Consider the following 19,732-nt stretch of genomic DNA (forward strand, 5'->3'; position numbering starts at 1 on the left):
CGCTGTCACGCCCGGAACCGTGGCAGCACCTCGTCCCGGAACAGCCGCATCGTGGCCAGCACCTGTTCCTGCGCCAGGTCGTACCACTGCATCCGGAGGATCACGTAGTCCACCCCGAGCGCCGCCAGCTCGCCGAGCTTGGCGGCCGCCACATCCGGGGTGCAGAAGAGATACGACTCGTCCGCCACCTGCGCGGCCGCCGCGTCGCTCGTCAAGTGCCGGTACGAGGCCGTGGTGTCCGGCGCGTCGAAGGCCCCGTACGCACGGGTCAGCGCACCCCGCGCCCGCAGCCCGGTCTCCCGCGCCCGGTCGCCGTCGTGGTCGAGGACCAACTCCCTGCGCACGACGTGCGAGAACGGCCGCTCCGCGCGGCCGAGCCGCGCCGCCTCCTCGCGCCGCCACTCGATCACGGTCTTCAGCCGGTCCGGCGAGACGTGCGGCGGGATGATCCACCCGTCGCCGAGCCGCGCCGCCCGCCGCGCCCCCGCCCGGTGTGCCCCGGCGCCGATCCACACCTCCGGCCCGCCCGGCCGCACCGGAGGCAGGCTGATCCGCTCGCCGTGCACGGTGAAGTGGGTGCCCGTGTGCCGGACCGTCTCGCCGGACCACAGGGCGCGGATGACCTCGATGGCCTCCTCGTAGCGGGACGTGCGTTCGTCCATCGGTATCCCGAACGACCGGAACTCGTTCTCCCGGTACCCCATGCCGAAGCCCGCGATGACATGGCCGCCGGACAGATGGTCGAGGGTGGCGTACAGCTCGGCCACCTCCACCGGGTGGTGCAGCGGCAGGATCAGCATGTTCGTGCCGATGTCCATGCCACCCGCCTCGGCCGTCAGCGCCGCCAGTGTCGGGACCGGCTGGAGGGTGGGCATGTTGCCGAGGTAGTGCTGAAGCATCCACACCGAGGAGAACCCGGCCTCCCGGGCCGCCGCGACCTGCTCGCGCAGCGCGTCGATCCGCTGGGCGGGGACCACGCCCGGCGGGAAGTCGTTCATGATCGCGAGACCGAACCTCATCTGGGACTCCGCTCACCGGCCGCGAGGGTGCTGGGCACACGGGACACAGAAACTATGCTCACGTTTTTCCGGCGGCGCAATACGCGGGCCCCGCACCGACGCGGTACGGGGCCCCGCTCACAGCTCGGTCAGCTGTCCGCGCATCCGTACCGTCTCCGCCGGGTCCCAGCCCTCGCGCGGCACCGAGGACAGCAGCAGCCGGGTGTACGGATCCGTGGGGGCGTCCAGCACCCGGGCCGTCGGGCCCGTCTCGACGGCCCGGCCGCGCCGCATCACCAGGGTGTCGTCGGTGACGTGCCCGACGACGGCCAGGTCATGGCTGACGAAGACCAGGGCCACCCCCGTCTCCCGGCGGATCTCGGCGAGGAGCAGCAGGATCTGCGCCTGGATGGACACGTCCAGCGCCGCCACCGCCTCGTCCAGCACCAGCACCTCGGGTTCCAGGGCGAGCGCCCGGGCGATGGCGAGGCGCTGGCACTGCCCGCCGGACAGCGCTCGCGGCCGGGCGTCGGCCTCCCGCTCGCCCAGGCCCACCTGGTCGAGCAGTTCGCCGACCCGCGACTCGGCGGCCTGCCCCTGGTGGCGGCCGTGCAGCCGCAGCGCGGCGTGCAGACACTGACGTGCCGTCAGGCGCCGGTCGAGGGAGACGTACGGGTCCTGGAAGACGATCTGGATCTCGCGGGCCCGCCGCAGCCGTTCCGCCTTGCGCGCGCCCGGCCCACGGAGCATTCCGCCGCCGCGTCCGCCGGGGGTGCGCTCACGCCCGTTCACGGTGATCGTGCCCGCGTCGGGGCGTACGAGGTCCACCAGCATGCGGGCGACCGTGGTCTTGCCGGAGCCGGACTCCCCGACGATGCCCAGCGAGCCGCCCGCCGGGACGGTGAACGAGACCGTGTCCACGGCCGTGGTCCGGCCGCCGTCGGGGAGCGTGTACGTCTTGCACAGGCCCTGGACGACGAGTGCGGGGTCGGTCATGTGCTGCTCCTCGATACGAGTTCCAGTCGGCGGCAGGCCGCGAACTCCTGCTCGGCCGAGTCACCGCCGCCGAACGGGATCGCCACCGGGGCCCAGGTGTCGCACTCCGGCTCGGCCTTCGGGCAGCGCGCGGAGAAGGGACAGCCGGTGAGGGCGTCGGACAGGGACGACGGGCGGCCGGGGATGGGGCGCGGCGCGTGGTCCCTGCCGAGGGTCGGCGAGCATTCCAGCAGGCCACGGGTGTAGGGGTGGCGCGGTTCCGCGAACAGCCCCCGGGCGGGCTGGTGTTCCACCACATGGCCCGCGTACATCACGTACACCCGGTCGCAGTAGGCGGCCGCGAGCGGCAGGTCGTGGGTGATGAACAGCGTCCCGAGGCCGCTGCCGGACTCCCGCCGCTCGGCCTGGATGCCGCGCAGCAGGGCCAGCACCTCCGCCTGGGTGGTGGCGTCCAGCGCGCTCGTCGCCTCGTCGGCGAGGAGCAGGTCGGGTTCGGTGCACAGCGCGGCCGCGATCACGACCCGCTGCAGCATGCCGCCGGACAGCTCGTGCGGGCGCTGCCGCAACCGGCGCTCGGGGTCGGGCAGGCCCACGGCGGCCAGCAGCTCCGTCGCCTTCGCCACGGCCGCGCGCTTCGGCAGGCCCAGGACCCGGGTCAGCGGCTCGGTGAGGAAGTCGCCGATCCGGCGCACCGGGTTCATCGCGGAACGCGGGTCCTGGAAGATCATGGACACGGTGCGGGAGCGGTGGTCGCGCAGCCGGGCCGGGTCCATGGTGAGGACGTCCTCTCCGTCCACCCGCACGGATCCTGAGGTGTGCGCGTGCTCGGGCAGCATGCGCAGCACGGCCCGCGCGGTGGTGGACTTCCCGGAGCCCGACTCGCCGACCAGGCCGACCACTTCACCCCGGTCGATCCTCAGCGACACACCGGTGAGCAGCGGCCGGGCGGCGGCACCTTCAGGCAGCCCGAGGGTGAGATCTTCGATGTCCAGCAGCATGGCCGGTTACCTCCCGTTGCCGAGGCGGTCCGAGACCCAGACCCCGACGATGTTGAAGGCCACCACGACGGCGGCGATGGCCGTGCCCGGTACGAGCGCGGGCAGCAGCGCTCCCTGCACCACGGCGTCCTGCCCTTCCTGCACCATGAGCCCCCAGTCGATGGAGGGCGATCCGGCGCCGAAGCCCAGATAGCTGAGCGTGGCCAGGCTCATCAGCCCCTCGCCGAACAGCACGACGAGATAACCGATGAGCGCCCCGGACAGGTTGGGGACGAGATGCCGCACACAGATCCGCAGCCCGCTCATGCCCTGGACCCGGTAGGCGTCGATATACGGCTGGGAGCGTTCGGCGAGGGCGATGCTGCGGGTGTAGCGGGCGATGGTGGGCGCGTACGCGAGCCCCAGGGCGAGGATCGACGTGGTGAGCCCGTCGCCGAACACCGCGATCACCAGGACGACGAACAGCAGGCCCGGGAAGGCGTACATCACGTCGGTCACCCGCGAGAGCAGGGTGTCCACCCAGCCGCCGCGCCAGGCCGCCACCGTGCCCATGGTGATGCCGAGCAGCGCGGCCAGCGCGAGCAGCGCCAGCGGCGCCAGCAGGCTCGACCGGGCGCCGTACAGGACCCGGGAGAGCAGGTCCTGTCCGGAGGCGTCGGTGCCCAGCGGGTGCGCGGAGTTCGTGCCCGCGAGCGAGGCGGACAGGTCGACCGCGTCGGGCGCGTGCGGTGCGAGCAGGGGCGCGCACACCGCCGCCACCACGACCAGGGCGAGGAAGCCGCCCGCGATGACCACCTGGACCGGGCGGCGGGCCCGTATCTTCACCGGGACCAGCGCCCCGGCCGTCAACGTCGTCATGCGGTCTTCACCTGCTTCGCCGTCTTTGTCGTGCTTCGCTTGCCGCGTCGCTTGGTGTCCCGTGAGACCCGGGGGTCGATCAGCGGATGGATCAGGTCGACCAGCGTCGTCACCACGACATAGCCGATGACCATCAGCAGCAGCACCGCCTGGGTGACCGGGAAGTCATGCGTACTGATCGCGCTCACCAGCAGCGACCCGATCCCGCTGAGGCCGAAGGCGGTCTCGACCACGACCGTTCCGGCGAGCATGCCCGCCATGACGAGCCCGCACATGGTGACGATCGGGCCGAGCGCGTTGCGCAGCACATGCCGGATGACGATCTGCCGCTCCGGCATCCCGGAGGCGCGGGCGGCTTCGACGTGGTCGGAGGCGTACGCCTCGGCCATCGCCTGCCGGGTGACCCGGCTGATCACCGCCAGCGCCCCGAGGGCGAGGGCGAACGCGGGGAGCGTGAGGTGGTGCAGCCGTCCGGTGAATCCCTCGCCCTGGCCGGTCACCGGGAACCAGCCCAGCCGCACCCCGAACAGCGACACCAGCGCGATGGCCGCGACGAAGGAGGGGACGGACGCGGCGAGCGTGGTGCCCCCGACGACCGCCGAGTCCACCCAGCCGCGCCGCAGCGCCGCCAGGACGCCGGAGCCGACGCCGAGGATCACGAAGAACACGGTGGCGTAGGCGACGAGTTCCAGGGTGGTGGGCAGCCGGGCGCCGATCAGGTCCGCGACATGGTCGCGGTACTGGAACGAGCGGCCCAGGTCACCCTGGGCGCTGTCCCACAGCCACCTGCCGTACTGGACGACGAGCGGCTCGTCGAGGTGGTACTGCGCGCGGACCGCCGCGAGCTTCTCCGGGGTGAGTTCCTGCCTGCTGCCGGACAGGAGGACGGCGGGGTCCCCGGGTGCGGCGTAGGCGGCGGCGAAGATGACGAACGACGCGGCGAGCAGCGTGGCGAACAGGCCGGCGAGCCGGCGCGGCAGTCCGCGGAGCATGGATCAGCCCTTCTTCTTGCCGAGGTCGGCGGCCCACGGGTAGTACAGCGACACCATGGACGCGGGGGGACCGGTGTACGTGTCGCCGAGCACCATCACCGACGGCACCTGCACCAGCGGAATCCACACCGCGCTGTCCGCGAACTTCTTCTGCGCGTCGATGACGAGCTTCGCCCGCTTGCCGTCGTCGATGGTCTGCTGGGCCTTGGCCACGAGCGCGTCGTAGCCTCGGTCCGAGTAGCCGAGCCAGTTGTTGGCGTTGCCGGTCATGCCGTTGTCGTAGAAGCCCGCCGGGTCGGCCTTGGAGATGTACCAGTCGACCGGGATCAGGTCGAAGCCCTTACGCGCCTTCGGGTCGGAGAAGAACTCCCCGTACTGGCTCGGCGGAATGGTCTTGACGGTCACCTTCAGCCCGATCTTCTGGGCCGCGCCGCGCACCGCGTTGGTGATGACCGTCTGGATGTCGGTGCCGTCGTTGGACACCACGACCGGCTTCCCGGGCGCCCCGGCCTGCTCGACCAGCTTCTTCGCCCGCGCGAGGTCGTCCGAGGACGGCGACGCGGCGTACGCGGTGGACTTCTCCAGCTCCTTCTGCGCCTTCTCGAACGCGGCCTTCTGGTAGCCCCACGCCCCCGGGCCCACCGGGGTCGCCCAGGGCTCGGCGAGACCGCTGAAGCCGGACTTCGCGATGCCCTCGCGGTCCATGGCCAGCGACAGCGCCTCGCGCAGCTTGGCGTCCTTGAGCGCGCCGCTGTCGGTGGGGACCAGCGACCAGGCGGTGGTGGACTGCCCGTAGTAGGCGCGGACGCCCTTCTTCTTGGCCAGGACAGCGGCCGGGCCGGTGGCCGTCAGATAGGCGCCGTCCGCGGCTCCGGTCGACAGGGCGTTGACCAGCGCGCTGCCGGAGGCCCAGCGGAAGACGACCTGCTGGGTCAGCGGACGGACCGTCTTGTTCCAGTAGTTCGCGGAGCGCTCGATGGCCAGCGAGGAACCGGAGTCCCACTTCTTCACCTTGTACGGCCCGGTACACGCGTCCGGGTGGCCGGGGGTGCCGAAGTCGTCGCCCTGCTGCTCCACGACCTTGCGTTCCATGATGATCCCGGCGTCACCGGCCAGGGCCTTCATGAACAGCGCGCTGGGCTTCTTGAACGTGATGGTGACCTGGGACGGACCGGTCTTGCTGATCTTGTCGACGTCCTCGTACTCGTCCGACTCGGACATCTCCGGCCGAGCGTGCCGCTTGAGGCTCCACACCACGTCGTTGGCGGTCATCTTGGCGCCGTCGTGGAAGGTGACATCGTCGCGGAGGGTGAGGACGAGCTTCTTGTCGCCCGCGTACGCGACGTCCTTCGCGAGGTGCGGCTCCACGGTGAGGTTCGGCTGCAGCTGGAGCAGCCGCTCGCAGACGTTGGCCAGTACGGTGCGGGTGCTGCTGCCGCCCTGGCTGTCCATGTCCAGGGTGCCGGGCTCGTTCTCCACGAGCCAGTTCACCGTGCCGGCCGCGCCGGACGCCTTGGCGGTGGTGTCGGTGAGCTTGATCTTGGCGACGTCGGCGGTCGCCCCGCCGCCCCCGGAGGGCGCCCCGGAGCACCCGGCGGTGAACAGCAGCGCCCCCGCGACGCCGACTGCGATGGTGTAGTGCGTGGTTCTCATGGCAGGCCCTCCGGTGGTTCGGAAGATGAGGGGAGTCAGCGCGGCGCGAGCGGGCCGTCGTAGAGGTTCCAGGGCAGGTGCTGGTACTCGCGGTCGCAGGGCGTGCCGGGAGTCACGTAGTAGTCACCGGTGGTCAGGTCCACGCAGGAGGACAGCAGCGTCGTCCACTGTTTGACCTCGGGCTGCCGGGGGTCGGGGTGGGTGCACAGCCCCTCGGGGTGGCCGAGATGGTCGGACATGGCCTGGCGGATGAGCTTACGGGACTCGTTCGCCTCGGTGGCCCCGCGCAGCTGGCGCAGTCCGGCCTCGGCCCGGGGCACCCGGATCAGCGAGTCGGACGACCCGGGACGGTAGCCCGCGGCGAGCTGGACGGGCACGGTGGCCTGGTAGTGGTTGCCGTGGACGAGCAGCCCGTCGTCCGGATACAGCCAGCCGTGTGCGCCCGGTGTGGTCTCCAGGTCGACGGCGAAGCCTTCGCGGCAGGTCAGCAGGGCGTTGCTGGCGATGTGGCCACGGGTGCGGCACAGCACGTCGACCGCCGCGCTGATCGACTCGCTGTCCAGGACGCGGCGGCGGATCACGGTCTGGGGGAGGCCGATGGCGTCGTCGAAGCGGCCGCCGAGGCCGTTGGCGTTGAGGGCGACACCCGCGGAGTTGGCGCCCTGGCGGCCGATCTGACCGGCCTCGACCTGCATGATCACGGTCGGCAGCGGGTCCTGGACGATCCGCAGCATCAGGAGGGTGTCCGCGGTGCCCGCGCGCCAGTCCCAGTTCTGGCCGCAGTACACATGGCCGTCGCCGCTCGCCTCGCCCATGATGGCGAAGGAGGTGCAGCCGTCGGCCGCCGCTTCCTTCGCCTCCGCCACGTCGCCCGGGGTGCCCTCGTGGCCGCGCATCCGGGAGAAGGTCTGGTCGTAGATGATCTCGCCACGGGCGTTCAGCGCCAGGATGTCCAGGAGTCCGACCCCCGCGCCCTCGGCGATCCCGCCCATCTCCTCGACCAGGTCCGGCGCGTAGGTGCGCACCGGCTCCAGCCAGCGTTCGGCGCGGGCGGTGACCTGGTCCCAGGTGAGCCCCGACGATTCGCCGAAGGCCTCCTCGTAGTAGGTGAGCGCCGCGCCGAGCCGTGTCCGCGCCGCCTCACCGTACTGGCGGCCGCGCTCGGCGGGCGGGCCTGAGATCTCGATGATCGGGATGGTGCCGGCTGTCATGGCGCTCCTGTTGTGCTGAGACGGGAACCGGGCGGGAGGCCGCAAGGGCTGTAATGTTCGTTTCAGGATCCAGGAATTTCTGGAATGATGAGACCAGATGGTAATGACCACTACAGGGAAGTCAATAGCTGTAATGAGCGAATCGGCAGACGTTACGGGAGTGACACGCCTGCACACCGCGGTGCGTGACATGTGGGGGGAACTGTCCGCCTCCGAGCGCGAGGTGGCCCAGTACCTGGTGAGCACCCCGCCGGAGAACCTTCTCTTCGCGAGCGCGCAGGAGCTGGGCGCGGCGAGCGGCACCAGCAACGCCACCGTCGTCCGCGCGCTCCAGCGCCTCGGCTACGCGGGCCTGCCCGCCCTCAAGCGGGAGCTGGCCTCCGGCTTCACCTCCGCCACCGCCCCCGAGGAGCGGCTCAAACAGCGCATCGCCCATGTCGGCCACGACCTGGAGCAGATCAAGGACCGGGTCTTCGACGAGGCCGTGGAACGGCTCGACCAGTGCCGCCGCCTGCTGGAGACGGAGGTCTTCGAGCAGGCCGTCCGGATGCTGGCCGACGCCCGCGAAGTGGTCGCGTACGGGGTCGGGGCCTCCGAACTCGCCGCCCGGCACGTGGTGCTGAAGTTGCGCCGGGCCGGGCGCCGGGCGCGTTTCATCGGCTCCACCGGCTTCACCATGGCCGACGAACTGCTCGACCTCGGCCGTGGGGACGCGGTGGTGATCCTCCATCCCGGCCGCCGGCTGCGGGAGTTCACCGTGCTCATCGAGCGGGCGCGGGCGGTCGGCGCGAGTGTCCTGCTGGTGACCGACGTCCCCAAGGGGCCCCTGGCCCGCCACGCCGATGTGGTGATCAACGCCCCGCACACCCCCACCGGCATCACCGCCGAGTCCCTGCCGGGCATCGTCGTGATGGACACCCTCCTGCTGGCCCTCGCCTCCCTGGACGAGCCCCGGGCCGTCGAGGCCTCCCACCAGCTCACCGTCCTGCGCGGCCAGCTGCTCGACCGTCCGGAGCCCCGGCAGCGCAAGAGCTGACCTCGCCGTCTCACGGGAAGGACCCGCGCATGCTCGATGAACCGCCGCCGCTTCCTGAGCCGCCGCCCGTCTGGCCGGGCGGGGCGCGCTGCGCCGTCATGCTCAGCTTCGATGTGGACGGCCCCACCCTGTGGCTGGACGACCGCGCCACCGGGCGGTGCGATGACACGCGGGGCTTCTCCATCGGCGCATACGGGCCCTGGCGGGCCACGCCCCGCCTTCTGGACCTGCTGGAAGACCGCTCCCTGCCCGCCACCTTCTTCATCCCGGGCAAGATCGTCGAACAGTGGCCCGCGGTGGCGAAGGACATCGCCGCGTCCGGCCATGAGATCGGCCACCACGGCTGGATGCACGAGACGTTCTACGACCATTCGCGACCGGCCCAGCGCGACATCATCGCGCGCAGCCAGGACCTGCTGGAACGCACCACCGGCGGGCGCGCCGTGGGGTTCCGCAGCCCGAGCGGCGACATCGCCGCCGACACCCCGTCGCTCCTGGCCGAGCTGGGGTTCTCGTACTCCAGCTCCATGCGCGGCGACGACCGCCCCTACCGCTGGGAGATCGACGGCCACCTCACCGACCTGATCGAGATACCCGCGCACTGGGAGCTGGACGACTACCAGCAGTTCGTCTACCACGACTCCCCGCCCGAGCCGCAGAGCCTGGACCGCGTCGCGAGCACCCGCGCCACCTTCGACAACTGGCGCCGTGAGTTCGACGGCTACCACCGATGGGGCCTGTGCTACGTGCTGATGCTGCACCCCCAGGTCATCGGCAAACCCCAGCGGGTGCGCGCCCTGGAACGCCTGCTGGACCACATCGGACAACACGACGACGTCTGGTTCGCCACCGGTGCCCAGATCGCCGACTGGTGGCGCTCGCGGGATGTGATCTGACATGACGACGGACAAGCCCGCACCCGGCGCCGGGCGTCCCCGGTGGCGGCAACCGCGCCCCTCGTGGCCTAAGGGCGCACGCTGCGCGGTGGTGCTGACCTTCACCCTCGACGCCGAGCTGTTCTGGCTCCGGCTCCACCCGTCCGCCCGGCAGCGGCCCAAGACGCTGTCGCTCGGGACGTACGGCATACGCCGTGGCGTGCCACGGCTGCTGGATCTGCTGGACACCCACGCCCTGCCTGCCACCTGGTTCGTCCCCGAACACACCGCCACCCACCACCCCCAGGCGGTGCGGCGGATCGCCGCCGCCGGGCATGAGATCGCGGCCGCCGCGCCCCCGGTTCCCGGCCGGACACCGGACGGGGACGTACGGGACACCTGGGCGCGCACGGCCGCCGCGCTGGAGGCGGTGACCGGCGTCCGGCCGACCGGGCTGCGCGCCGCGCCCGGGGTCCTGGGCGACGGGCATGGCGCGCTCCTCGACGAGCTGGGCTTCCGCTGGTCCTCGTCCACCCACGGCGACGACCGCCCCCACCTCCTGTGGTCCGGCGGGCGGCCCACGGCGGTGATGGAGGTGCCGTGGCAGTGGGAGTACGCCGACGCCCCCTACTTCCTCTACAACGGCGCGCCCGTGGCGTTCCCGCCCGGCGAATCCCGCATCGCGGCCTACCGGGATGTCCTGGCGGACTGGAAGGACTCCTTCGACGCCTACCGGGACCACGGCCTGTGCTGGGTCCTGACGCTGGACCCGCAGTCCATCGGCAAGCCGGGGCGGGCGCTGATGCTCGCGGAGCTGCTGGACCACATACGCGGACACGAGGACGTCTGGTTCGCCACGGTGGGGCAGGTGGCCGAGCACTGGCGGCGGACGGTGGGTCCGGAGCCGGAACCGGAGGGCCATCCGGAGCGGGTGCGGGCGGGCTGGCCGTCGCCGCCGAGGGATGACACCTTGACACTCTGAATGGTCTAGGCCAACATCCTGGTGATCTGTATCGCGCCGTCGAACTTGTCGAGCTGTCGAGTTCGCAGCGGCGTGCGTCATCACGCCTCGGAGGCCCTGCCATGCGAGCGAGCAGCAATCCGGAAGTGACGCGGCTGGCCCATGCCGTACTGCAACCGGGCTTCGTGGGGACCACCGCTCCGGACTGGGTGCGCCGCGGGATCGGCGAGGGCCTTGAGTCGGTCGTGCTGTTCGGGCGGAACATCGTGGACGGCGAGCAGGTCGCCGCGCTCACCGCGCGACTCCGCGCGGAGAACTCGGACCTGGTCATCGCCATCGATGAGGAGGCGGGAGACGTCACCCGCATCGAGGCGCTGTCCGGTGCCACCCGCCCGGGAAACCTGGCGCTCGGCACGGTCGACGACGTCGCCCTGACCGAACGCGTGGCCCACGACGTCGGCCGTGAACTGCACGCGGCCGGGGTCTCGTTGAACTACGCGCCGAGCGCCGACGTCAACTCCAACGCCCTCAACCCGGTCATCGGCGTGCGCTCCTTCGGCGCCCGCACCGATGTCGTCTCCCGGCACACTGCCGCCTGGATCCGCGGTCTGCAGTCCGCGGGGGTCGCCGCCTGCGCGAAGCACTTCCCCGGCCACGGCGACACGGCCGTCGACTCCCACCACGGACTGCCCAAGGTGGCCGCCGGTGCGGAGGAGATCGCCCGGGCCGCGCTGCCCCCGTTCATCGCCGCGATGGAGGCCGGTGTCCGCGCCGTGATGACGGCGCATCTGCTGGTACCGGCGTACGACCCCGTGCTCCCCGCCACGCTCAGCCGCCGGATCCTGGTGGACCTGCTGCGCGAGGAACTCGGCTTCACCGGCCTGGTGGTCACGGACGCCATCGAGATGGGCGCGGTCGCCGACCGCTACGGCATCGGCGGAGCCACCGTCAAGGCGCTGTCCGCCGGGGCCGACGCGGTGTGCGTGGGCGGCGAGAACGCCGGTCAGGACGTCACCGAAGGCCTGGTCGACGCCGTCGTGCGTGCCGTGGACCAGGGAGAGCTGACGGAGGAGCGGCTGACCGAAGCGGCCGCGCGGGTACGGCGGTTCGCCGCCTGGTCCGGCGAGCGGGCGCGAGCCGTGCGGCCCGATGACACCCGCTCCGACATCGGCCTGGCCGCCGCGCGCCGGGCCATCCGGGTGCGCCGCCGCCCGGGCGCCCCCGATGTGCTCCCGGTCTCCCGCGATGTCCATGTGGCGGAGTTCTCCCCGGCGATGAGCCTCGCCGTGGACGGCCACACACCCTGGGGGCTCGCCGCGCCACTGCGCGGGCTCCGGCCCACGACCACATCGGTCCGCCTGACCGAGGTCGACGTCGACCACGCGGGCCTGGCCCTGGAGCACCAGGTACTGGCCCCGGCCACCGGCCGGGTCCTCATCGTCGTGGTCCGCGACGCGGCCCGCCACCGCTGGGTGTCCGACGCCGTGGCGAGCCTGCTGCGCCGCCGCCCGGACGCCGTCGTCGTGGAGATGGGCTTCCCGCCGGGCGGTGGCAACGACCCCGCCGACCTGGTCACCTTCGGCGCCACCCGGGTCTCCGGGATCGCCGCCGCCGAGGTGGTGACCGGCTCGCTCGCCACCTCGCCCATGGTCGGCTCCGTCTGAACCTGATTCAGCGCGCGGCCTCCGCCGAGGAGGACCGGCGCGGCACCGGCAACTTCAGGCCGGGGGAGGCCTGTCGGACGGGGCCGGGGAACTCGTTCGCGGCGGTCTTGGTGAGGTGGGCGAGCCACTCCGGCTCGTTCGAGGCGAAGTGGGTGAGTACCAGTTCGCCGACGCCCGCCGCGTGCGCCGTACGGCCCGCGTCCGTACCCGAGAGGGGGGGACGGTGCAGTCGCCGACCTGGAAGGCCTCGCCGGGGGTGTACTCGCGCACGTCGAACGCCATCTCGAAGGCCCGGTCCAGCAGCGGGAGCGTGGTCACCGGAAACAGCGATCCCCAGGTGGCGAACAATTCCCGTGCGACCACCACTACGAGTCCTACCCGGGCGTCGTGCACGGCGGGATCCTCGGCCTCATCTGCGACGAGACGATGGGCAACCTCGTCGTTCTGCGGCTCGGGGGCCCGGCGCTGACCACCTCGATGCGGATGCGCTACCTCGGCGTCGTCGCCGTCGGACGCCGCTACCGGTGCACGGCCGAGGCCACCGATGCCACCAACGGACTGATCACCGCCCGCGCCGACGTGCTCGACGAGCACGGCGCCCCGGTGGCCACCGCCACCGCGCACTACCAACCGCACCAGCACGCCGTGGAGGCATGACATGACCAGCAGCACCGCCGTTCCGTCCGCCGACATCACCCGCACGGTGACCGAGGTCGTCGCCGAGATCCTCGGCCGCCCCGTGGACGGGCTGAGCCCCGACGCCGATCTGCGGGGCGTCGAGGGCGCCGACTCCATCAAGGTCGTGCGCATCATCGCCAAGATCGAGCAGACCTTCGACATCGAGCTGGAGGACGACGAGATCTTCGGCGTCAACACCATCGGCGAGGTCGTGGCGCTGGTCGAGAAGGCGACCGCGCGGGAGCGGGCATGACCGTCGCCGCCACCGAGCAGCGCGCCGCCACTCAGCAGCGCGCCGCCACCAACCAGCACTACGACCTCGACCCCGAGATCTTCGCGCGGTTCCTCGACCCGCTGCGCAAGTACTCCTCCGCGCTGTTCGCCTCCGACGACGACACCCTGGAGCGGGCCCAGCGGCGCAAGCTGGGATGGGTCGCCGAACAGCTCGGGCTGACAGGTGGCGAACGCATCCTGGACGCGGGCTGCGGCTGGGGCGCCCTGCCGCTGTTCATGGCGGAGGAGTACGGCTGCCGGACGGTGGGCCTCAGCCCGGCGCCCCGCCAGCACGCCTACATCCGCGAGCGGGTCGCGGCACGCGGCCTCGGCGACCTGGTGCACACCGAGACCACGTCCTTCGAGCGGTACGAGCCCGAGCCCGGCGGGTTCGACGCCGTCACCCTGCTCGGTTCCGTCGTGCACATGGACGGCTTGGACGAGGTGTTCGCCACCATCCGCCGCGCACTGCGGCGCGGCGGAACGCTCTACCTGTCCGAGAGCTGCTTCCGCAGCGAGGCCATCCGCCGTGCGTTCGACGAACGCCCCGGCACCGACTTCATCCGCCACGGCATCTTCGGCTCCGGCGATCTGCGCCCGCTGTCCGAACTCGTCGCCGCCGCCGAGGGAGCGGGCCTGTCCATCCGCGCGGTGCACGACCTCACCGCCGACTACCACCGCACCATCGAGTGCTGGATGGCGAACGTACGCGCCGCCTCCCCGGCCCTGGAGGAGCACGGCGAGGGCCTGACCGAACAGCTGCTGCGGTACCTGGAGACCGCCAACGCAGGCTGGGGATACACCACCAAGCACTACGCCCTGGTATGCCGCAAGTCGCGCTGACGGCACCTTGCGCGAGGAAGGACACCATGCCCGCCACCAGCACCGCCTGCGCCGACGCGCGCGTACTGCCCGCCGAGGACATCGCGCGCGCCGTCGGCCAGTACTTCACCGGCGCCGCCCAGGCCCGCCCGTGGAGTGTCGAATCCGGCCTGGACTGGGACCTCGCCGACGCGAACCGGCTCTCCGAAGGGCAGCGCTCCGCAGTCGAGTTCATCACCCTCATCGAGGACCACCTGCCGGGCTACTTCTCGCTCTACACCGAGCACTTCCCCGTCGACGGCTCGGTGCCGCCCGAGGTCTACGCGCACAATCGCGAGCTGTACCACTTCACCATCCGCTGGGCCTCCGAGGAGGACACCCACGCCCGCGCCCTCACCCGCTACCAGGAGGCCTCCGGCATGGGCGACGCGGCCTCGGTGCGCGCACAGCTCATCCTCCCCGGCCAGGCCCGCTTCGAGCTGCCGTACGAGCACCCCGTGCAGTTCTTCGCGTACGCCCTGATCCAGGAGAAGGCCACCCAGATCTACTACCAGCAGTTGCGCGCGGTGGTGGACGACCCGGTGCTCGCCCATGTCCTGACCCGGCTGAGCCGCGACGAGGCACGCCACTTCACCTTCATGGCCGACGTGGTCACGTCCTACCTGCGCGCCTACGGCGACGCCGTGGTCGAGCCGGTCCGCGAGGTCGTCGCGGGCTTCCGGATGCCCCTCTCCGACACCATCCGCGGCTACTGGCGCTGGGCCCTGAAAATCGCGGATACCGCCTCCTACGACCACACCGACGCCTACGACCACCTGATCAAGGTCATCAACCGCGCCGTCGACACCCCGCGCGGCGAACGCGTCGACACCCTCCTCGACTTCATCGGCTCCTGCCGCACCACCTAGCGGCCGCGTGGCGGGCCTGTGGGGGGCCGCCTAGCATGGAAGTACTAGGTCCCCAGCCCTCAGCCGAGGTGGACCCAAGATCATCCGTGCGCCCGATGCCACCTTTCCCAGGCAGGAGCCACCATTCGGTGGAGACCAGCCGAGAGGAGCGCATCATGTCGTACCCGGAAGACTTCCCGTACCCGGAGCCCCGCTACCACGGCACCAGGGGCGAAGTGAACGCGGTGTTCCGTCCGGCCGACACACCGCCGGACCTCTCCTCGCCCGGAGGGGCTACGCACTACCTCGCCACCGGCGCGTCGACCGGTGGTGAATTCGGCCTGTACAAGGTGGAGATGGGGCCACGGGCCGGTGGGCCCGCGACCCACTTCCACAAGGCGATGTCGGAGTCGTTCTACGTCCTCTCCGGAGAACTGGAGCTGTTCAACGGCGAGAAGTGGGTCACGGGCCGCGAGGGCGACTTCCTGTACGTACCGGTCGGCGGCCTGCACGCCTTCAAGAACGCGTCCGACGAGCCCACGTCCATGCTCCTGCTCTTCTCCCCGGGCGCGCCACGAGAGGAGTACTTCGAGCGCCTGGCGGAGATGTCACAGCGCGGTGCCGAGGAACTCAAGCAGTTCCGCGTCCGGCACGACAGCTACTTCGTGGAGGACTTCGAGCCCGGGGCGGAGTAGCCCGGCGCGGTGGCGTGCCGCATGACGAGTTCGTACGAGCGCAGGCGGGCCGCCAGGGCGTAGACGGGGGTGACCAGCATCAGTTCGTCCGCGCCGGTCACCTCTGCCACCTCGGTCAGGCGGCGTATCACGGTCTCGGGGGAGCCGTGTGCCTGATGGGCGAGGAAGGCCGCCAGCGCCTGGCGTTCGTCCGCCGTGAAGGGGTGCGCGGCCGCCTCCGTGGGGGAGGGGAACGGGACCTCGCTGTGGCCCTTGAGGAGTCCGGCCTTGACGACGTTCATCGGGCCGCCGAGCCGTTCCGCCTCCTCCTGCGTCTCGGCGCAGACCGTCTCCACGCACACCAGCACACGGGGCCGCGCACACCACGCGGAGGGGGCGAAGTGGGCACGGTAATGGCCCAGCGCGGCAAGGGTGTTGTCGGGGCGGATGTGGTGGGCGAAGGCGAGCGGCAGACCGAGTTCCGCGGCGAGCGCGGCACCGGCGGTGCTGGAGGCCAGCAGCCACGGTTCGGGGAGCGGGCCGAGCGCCACCTCGTCCACCAGGAACCGCAGCGTCGCCGCCACGTCGTCCCGGTACGCGGCGTCCGTCGTCGGTCCGGCGCCGTGCCGCAGCGCTTGGGCGGTGGCTTCGTCGAACGTGCCGGGACCTCGGCCGATGCCCAGATCGATCCGGTCGGGGTGCAGCGCGGCGAGGGTGCCGAACTGTTCGGCCAGCATGAGGGGCGAGTGGTTGGGGGCGAGCACACCCCCGGAGCCCAGCCGGATGGCCGACGTCGACGCGGCGGCGTGCGCGGTCAGGACGACCGGCGGGAACGCGCCGATGGCGGGGGAGTGGTGGTGTTCGGCGTACCAGAGCCGCCGGTAGCCGAGGGCGTCGAGACGCTGGGCGAAGGCGGTGGTGTCACGTAACGTGTCCACGGCCCGCGTACCAGTCTGGACCATGGCGACTTCCAGCGCGGAGAGCGGTAGGTTGATCATGCGGCCAGCATAAGGAGTTCCGGCGGCCCGCGCGGGGGCTTATTTGGCGACGCCCAGCGAGGCGTAGTCGTAGCGGCCTTCCCAGGGCTCCCTGGTGTAGACGTTGGTCAGCCGGGGGTCGCGCCAGATCGCGCTCCGCTGGAACAGGATGGGCAGATACGCGGCGGCGTCGGAGATCTTCTCGTTGATCCGCGCGTAGTCCCTCCCGGCTTTCTCCGGGTCCTGTTCCGCGATCGCCGAGTCGAAGAGGTCGTCGACCGTGGGATCGTCCAGCTCCGCGACATTGACATTTTGGGAAGGCTGAATGAGACGGCTGTCGGCGAGCGGCTGCAGAGCGCTCTGACCGGTCGGGAAGTCGGCGGACCATCTCCGGATGACGATGCCGTAGCCCTTCTTCTTCACGGTCGCGGGCGATCCTGTCGCCTCGTAAAATTCCTCGATGGGCATCCGCTCGATCTGGGTACGGATACCGACCGTCTTCAGCGATTCCGAGAGCGCCGTGGCGACATCCACATCGACGGGTTGGTCACGCACCGCGATCGTGGTGGTGAACCCCTTCCACAGTCCGCACGCAGCCAACTCCTGGTTCGCCGCAGTGGAATTCGGCTTGCCCTTGTCCTCCAGGGTCTCGTACGGGTCGTAGGAGGGGGAAGAGCCCGCGATGGTCGGCGGAAGCATATGGGGCGCGATATCGCCGCTCTGCGGGCCGCCCGCCGCGGTGCGCATGTTCGCCCTGTCCGCCGCGTAGAGGACGGCCCTACGGCAGTGGACGTTGTTCAGGGGCTTGACGGAGCGCGGAAGGGCCGCGAACAGGACCACTCCGGTGGACGGGTTGTCCAGCTGCTCGGATCTGCTCCGGGCTTTGGAGAGGGCAGCGTCGGTGAGTCCGTGGGATTCCAGGTCGAGATGGTATGTGCCCGAGAGCAGGGCCTGCGCGTTCGCCTGCTCATTTTTATTGATCTGCACCGTGATCCGGTCGGGGAGGGCGGTACGGATCGGGTCGGACGACTGCTTCCACCGCGTATTGCGTTCCAGTTCCAGCGACTTGTTCGGCGTGTAGGACTTGAACTTGTAGGGCCCGGAAGAGAACGGACGGTTCCGATACTTGTCTCTGGTGTCCTTCTCCCTCTTGACGGGCGACGCGGTCGGCGTCGCGAGCATCCGCTCGAAGTCGCCATTGGGCTTGGGCAGTTTGAAGACGATGGTCTTTCTGTCCGGGGTCTCAATGGCCTTCAGGCCCACCTTGTCCTTGTACGGTCCCTTGTAGGTGTGCTCGGGATCCAGCACCTGCTGTAGATAGATCGGGCCGCCGTCAATCACGTCCGGGGCCCAGACCCGCTCGATGCCGTATTTGACGTCCTCGGAGGTGATCGGCGTGCCGTCCTCCCAGGTAATGCCGTCGCGCAGGGTGTAGGTGTACGTCTTGCCGTCATCCGTCACCTCGGCCCGCTTCTCGGCGAGGTCTCCGACCAGTTCGGTTCCCTTCTTTCCGGGTTCGGGTGCGTAGGTGACCAGTTGGCGGGCGTAGTAGCGGGAGAAGTTCCAGACGGGGCCGTAATAGCTGCTCTGCGGGTCCCAGGAGTCCGCGTCGTTGCCGCTGATGAATTTCAGCGTGCCGCCACGCTTCTTCGACGCGTTGACCGTGTGCTTCAGTGCGGCGTTGTAGCCGGACGTGGGCTGGCCGGACTTGTCCGTTGAGGCGTCGGAGTCCTTCATCCAGGACATCACCAGCGGGATGCCCGCGGCCATCAGGACAACGGCGAGCGCCCCCGCCAGTCCGAATCGGACGGTCCGGCGGAGGCCTGGGCGGGAGACACCGCCGGGTGACGGCAGGGGCGTCGGCGACCAGGCGGGTTGCGGCTGGGGCGCGGGCTCCGGCTTGTGGTCGTACGGGGGCGGTGGCGGGCCGTAACCGGGCGGTGTCCAGGCCACGTTGCGGGCCAGGGCCAGCCCGCCCGCCGTATTGCGGTCGCGCTTCTGCGGCAGGGGCCGCCCCTTCGCCCGCAGCGCCGTGTACACCTGTGCGTAGACCGTGTCCAGGTCCAGCAGCTCCGGCCCGCCCGGCGCCCCGTCGCGCAGCAGCCGCAGCAGCTCACCGGTGAAGGCCGTATGCGGCTCACCCGGCGGGGCGAGGGCGAAGCTGGTGTCGGGGACGGAGGCCAGGACATACGTGCCCTCGACTTCCACCTGGTCGATCACCGCGTCGGCGCCCGGCGCGCTCATGAAGCCGAGCACGCGCCCGCTGAAGCAGCAGTCGAGCAGCATCACTTGGCGGCCGGACCGCCCGTCGAGCACGACGTCGCGCAGCGTGCCGTAGGGGAGTCCGGTGTAGGAGCGGTGCGGCACCGACCCGGTCAGCCCGAGGAACAGCTCGCCTCGGCGCGGCTCCACGAGGCCGTGTCCGGCGAAGTACACCAGCAGGGTGTCCGTGGCTTCCTCGGCCGCCGTCCGCACGGCGTCCAGGACTTCCACCGCCGTGGCGGGGTCGGCGACCACCGTGCAGTGCTCGGGCGCCAGCCCCCATGAATGCGGGGCGCATAAGGCCGTGGCCAGCGCGCTCAGGTTGTCGGCCACCGCCGGGATCTGTTCCAGCTGGGCATACCGGCTGGTGCCGATGAGCACCGCGCGGGTGGTGGCCGGGTCGGGCAGGACGGCCACGGCTATCGCCCGTCCCCCGCGTCCGTATCCCGGTCCCGTTCCCCGTCCCCGTCCTCCCCGTCCCCCTCCGGTCCGGGCTCGGCGGGGCGCTGCAGTACGTCCATCAGCCGCCGCAGCTCCTCCCCGTCGCCACCGTCGAGGGAAACCGTGAGGTCACCGCGGCGCACGGTGATCCGATGGGCCTGCGGCCGTGTCTGCCGCCAGGTGGACAGCGCCAGCACGAAGGACGCCGCGCTCCAGGCGTTGTCGGTGACCAGCTGCAGCACATCGGTGAGCACGCCCATCTGGCCCGGCGACGGCGGGGATTGCACCAGCTCCACCTGGGCGGTGCGGCGTATCCCGGGGTCCCGGCCCAGCCAGTCGTGGAGCGATCGCAGCTCCTCCTCGCCGCCACTCACCGCTACGTCGATCCGCACCAAGCCCCCCTTGTGACGACACTCGGCTCAATTCTGTCGTACTCGGGGGTGTCCGCGCAGGACCAATGCGAGGAAGGATCAGCG

The 19,732-nt window shown here is 71.0% G+C and carries 18 protein-coding genes and 1 pseudogene; 9 read left to right on the forward strand and 10 right to left on the reverse strand.

Features of this window, described 5'->3' with window-relative positions:
- Nucleotides 1–5: 5 nt before the first annotated feature.
- The 7 genes and pseudogenes from ACFV9T_RS07500 to ACFV9T_RS07530 all read right to left on the reverse strand — a co-directional run bounded on the left by ACFV9T_RS07500 (nucleotide 6) and on the right by ACFV9T_RS07530 (nucleotide 7,706).
- Nucleotides 6–1,019, reverse strand: coding sequence for an LLM class flavin-dependent oxidoreductase (locus ACFV9T_RS07500; RefSeq protein ID WP_385437367.1), 1,014 nt, complete (start codon nucleotides 1,017–1,019; stop codon nucleotides 6–8).
- Nucleotides 1,020–1,136: 117 nt separating this feature from the next.
- Nucleotides 1,137–1,994, reverse strand: a complete 858-nt coding sequence (locus tag ACFV9T_RS07505; RefSeq protein ID WP_385437368.1) for an ABC transporter ATP-binding protein — start codon at nucleotides 1,992–1,994, stop codon at nucleotides 1,137–1,139.
- On the reverse strand, nucleotides 1,991–2,992 hold the full coding sequence (locus ACFV9T_RS07510; RefSeq protein WP_385437369.1) for an ABC transporter ATP-binding protein: 1,002 nt from the start codon (nucleotides 2,990–2,992) through the stop codon (nucleotides 1,991–1,993). The genes ACFV9T_RS07505 and ACFV9T_RS07510 overlap by 4 nt, the downstream gene beginning before the upstream one ends.
- Nucleotides 2,993–2,998: 6 nt before the next feature.
- Complete coding sequence (locus ACFV9T_RS07515) at nucleotides 2,999–3,850, reverse strand: ABC transporter permease (RefSeq protein ID WP_385437370.1); 852 nt, start codon at nucleotides 3,848–3,850, stop codon at nucleotides 2,999–3,001.
- A complete protein-coding gene (locus ACFV9T_RS07520) occupies nucleotides 3,847–4,842 on the reverse strand; it encodes an ABC transporter permease (RefSeq protein ID WP_385437371.1) in 996 nt (331 codons plus the stop codon). The genes ACFV9T_RS07515 and ACFV9T_RS07520 overlap by 4 nt, the downstream gene beginning before the upstream one ends.
- Before the next feature lie 252 nt (nucleotides 4,843–5,094).
- Nucleotides 5,095–6,495: pseudogene (locus ACFV9T_RS07525) on the reverse strand (ABC transporter substrate-binding protein); the annotation flags it as partial.
- Between the two features lie 35 nt (nucleotides 6,496–6,530).
- Nucleotides 6,531–7,706 (reverse strand): C45 family autoproteolytic acyltransferase/hydolase, encoded by a 1,176-nt coding sequence (locus tag ACFV9T_RS07530; RefSeq protein WP_385437373.1) that lies wholly within the window; start codon nucleotides 7,704–7,706, stop codon nucleotides 6,531–6,533.
- 133 nt (nucleotides 7,707–7,839) lie between these two features.
- Between ACFV9T_RS07530 and ACFV9T_RS07535 the strand changes: the two genes are divergently transcribed.
- The 9 genes from ACFV9T_RS07535 (at nucleotide 7,840) to ACFV9T_RS07575 (ending at nucleotide 15,597) form a co-directional block, all read left to right on the forward strand.
- Nucleotides 7,840–8,742, forward strand: coding sequence for a MurR/RpiR family transcriptional regulator (locus ACFV9T_RS07535; protein WP_385437375.1), 903 nt, complete (start codon nucleotides 7,840–7,842; stop codon nucleotides 8,740–8,742).
- A gap of 29 nt (nucleotides 8,743–8,771) precedes the next feature.
- The gene (locus ACFV9T_RS07540) at nucleotides 8,772–9,638 is read left to right on the forward strand and encodes a polysaccharide deacetylase (RefSeq protein ID WP_385437377.1); all 867 of its coding nucleotides are present in this window, start codon (nucleotides 8,772–8,774) and stop codon (nucleotides 9,636–9,638) included.
- A gap of 1 nt (nucleotide 9,639) precedes the next feature.
- Entirely contained in the window at nucleotides 9,640–10,599 is a 960-nt protein-coding gene (locus tag ACFV9T_RS07545) for a polysaccharide deacetylase (RefSeq protein WP_385437379.1), read from the forward strand.
- Nucleotides 10,600–10,700: 101 nt separating this feature from the next.
- Complete coding sequence (locus ACFV9T_RS07550) at nucleotides 10,701–12,242, forward strand: glycoside hydrolase family 3 protein (protein ID WP_385437380.1); 1,542 nt, start codon at nucleotides 10,701–10,703, stop codon at nucleotides 12,240–12,242.
- A 387-nt stretch (nucleotides 12,243–12,629) separates the two neighbouring features.
- Nucleotides 12,630–12,899 carry a PaaI family thioesterase gene (locus ACFV9T_RS07555; RefSeq protein WP_385437382.1) on the forward strand — a complete coding sequence of 90 codons (270 nt, stop codon included), beginning with the start codon at nucleotides 12,630–12,632 and terminating at the stop codon, nucleotides 12,897–12,899.
- Nucleotide 12,900: 1 nt separating this feature from the next.
- Nucleotides 12,901–13,173 (forward strand): acyl carrier protein, encoded by a 273-nt coding sequence (locus tag ACFV9T_RS07560; protein WP_385437383.1) that lies wholly within the window; start codon nucleotides 12,901–12,903, stop codon nucleotides 13,171–13,173.
- Entirely contained in the window at nucleotides 13,170–14,036 is an 867-nt protein-coding gene (locus ACFV9T_RS07565) for an SAM-dependent methyltransferase (protein ID WP_385437384.1), read from the forward strand. Before ACFV9T_RS07560 ends, ACFV9T_RS07565 begins: the two co-directional genes overlap by 4 nt.
- A 26-nt stretch (nucleotides 14,037–14,062) precedes the next feature.
- The gene (locus ACFV9T_RS07570; protein WP_385437385.1) at nucleotides 14,063–14,923 is read left to right on the forward strand and encodes an acyl-ACP desaturase; all 861 of its coding nucleotides are present in this window, start codon (nucleotides 14,063–14,065) and stop codon (nucleotides 14,921–14,923) included.
- A 155-nt stretch (nucleotides 14,924–15,078) separates the two neighbouring features.
- Entirely contained in the window at nucleotides 15,079–15,597 is a 519-nt protein-coding gene (locus tag ACFV9T_RS07575) for a cupin domain-containing protein (protein WP_385437387.1), read from the forward strand.
- Here ACFV9T_RS07575 and ACFV9T_RS07580 read toward each other — a convergent pair.
- From ACFV9T_RS07580 to ACFV9T_RS07590, 3 genes are read right to left on the reverse strand one after another with little or no spacing between them, the layout of a single operon-like run.
- Entirely contained in the window at nucleotides 15,561–16,574 is a 1,014-nt protein-coding gene (locus tag ACFV9T_RS07580) for an MsnO8 family LLM class oxidoreductase (protein ID WP_385437388.1), read from the reverse strand. The genes ACFV9T_RS07575 and ACFV9T_RS07580 overlap by 37 nt on opposite strands.
- Before the next feature lie 39 nt (nucleotides 16,575–16,613).
- Complete coding sequence (locus ACFV9T_RS07585; protein WP_385437389.1) at nucleotides 16,614–19,232, reverse strand: ABC transporter substrate-binding protein; 2,619 nt, start codon at nucleotides 19,230–19,232, stop codon at nucleotides 16,614–16,616.
- 2 nt (nucleotides 19,233–19,234) lie between these two features.
- On the reverse strand, nucleotides 19,235–19,648 hold the full coding sequence (locus ACFV9T_RS07590; protein WP_385437390.1) for a hypothetical protein: 414 nt from the start codon (nucleotides 19,646–19,648) through the stop codon (nucleotides 19,235–19,237).
- Nucleotides 19,649–19,732: the final 84 nt, after the last annotated feature.

It is taken from the genome of Streptomyces sp. NPDC059850, from assembly GCF_042731515.1.
In the GTDB taxonomy this organism is placed as follows: Bacteria; Actinomycetota; Actinomycetes; order Streptomycetales; family Streptomycetaceae; genus Streptomyces.

What these genes read in the sequence shown, in the direction of transcription:
- ACFV9T_RS07500 (WP_385437367.1), bottom strand. Translation starts at nt 1,019, where the DNA reads ATGAGGTTCGGTCTCGCGATCATGAACGACTTCCCGCCGGGCGTGGTC.
- ACFV9T_RS07505 (WP_385437368.1), bottom strand. Translation starts at nt 1,994, where the DNA reads ATGACCGACCCCGCACTCGTCGTCCAGGGCCTGTGCAAGACGTACACG.
- ACFV9T_RS07510 (WP_385437369.1), bottom strand. Translation starts at nt 2,992, where the DNA reads ATGCTGCTGGACATCGAAGATCTCACCCTCGGGCTGCCTGAAGGTGCC.
- ACFV9T_RS07515 (WP_385437370.1), bottom strand. Translation starts at nt 3,850, where the DNA reads ATGACGACGTTGACGGCCGGGGCGCTGGTCCCGGTGAAGATACGGGCC.
- ACFV9T_RS07520 (WP_385437371.1), bottom strand. Translation starts at nt 4,842, where the DNA reads ATGCTCCGCGGACTGCCGCGCCGGCTCGCCGGCCTGTTCGCCACGCTG.
- ACFV9T_RS07530 (WP_385437373.1), bottom strand. Translation starts at nt 7,706, where the DNA reads ATGACAGCCGGCACCATCCCGATCATCGAGATCTCAGGCCCGCCCGCC.
- ACFV9T_RS07535 (WP_385437375.1), top strand. Translation starts at nt 7,840, where the DNA reads ATGAGCGAATCGGCAGACGTTACGGGAGTGACACGCCTGCACACCGCG.
- ACFV9T_RS07540 (WP_385437377.1), top strand. Translation starts at nt 8,772, where the DNA reads ATGCTCGATGAACCGCCGCCGCTTCCTGAGCCGCCGCCCGTCTGGCCG.
- ACFV9T_RS07545 (WP_385437379.1), top strand. Translation starts at nt 9,640, where the DNA reads ATGACGACGGACAAGCCCGCACCCGGCGCCGGGCGTCCCCGGTGGCGG.
- ACFV9T_RS07550 (WP_385437380.1), top strand. Translation starts at nt 10,701, where the DNA reads ATGCGAGCGAGCAGCAATCCGGAAGTGACGCGGCTGGCCCATGCCGTA.
- ACFV9T_RS07560 (WP_385437383.1), top strand. Translation starts at nt 12,901, where the DNA reads ATGACCAGCAGCACCGCCGTTCCGTCCGCCGACATCACCCGCACGGTG.
- ACFV9T_RS07565 (WP_385437384.1), top strand. Translation starts at nt 13,170, where the DNA reads ATGACCGTCGCCGCCACCGAGCAGCGCGCCGCCACTCAGCAGCGCGCC.
- ACFV9T_RS07570 (WP_385437385.1), top strand. Translation starts at nt 14,063, where the DNA reads ATGCCCGCCACCAGCACCGCCTGCGCCGACGCGCGCGTACTGCCCGCC.
- ACFV9T_RS07575 (WP_385437387.1), top strand. Translation starts at nt 15,079, where the DNA reads ATGTCGTACCCGGAAGACTTCCCGTACCCGGAGCCCCGCTACCACGGC.
- ACFV9T_RS07580 (WP_385437388.1), bottom strand. Translation starts at nt 16,574, where the DNA reads ATGATCAACCTACCGCTCTCCGCGCTGGAAGTCGCCATGGTCCAGACT.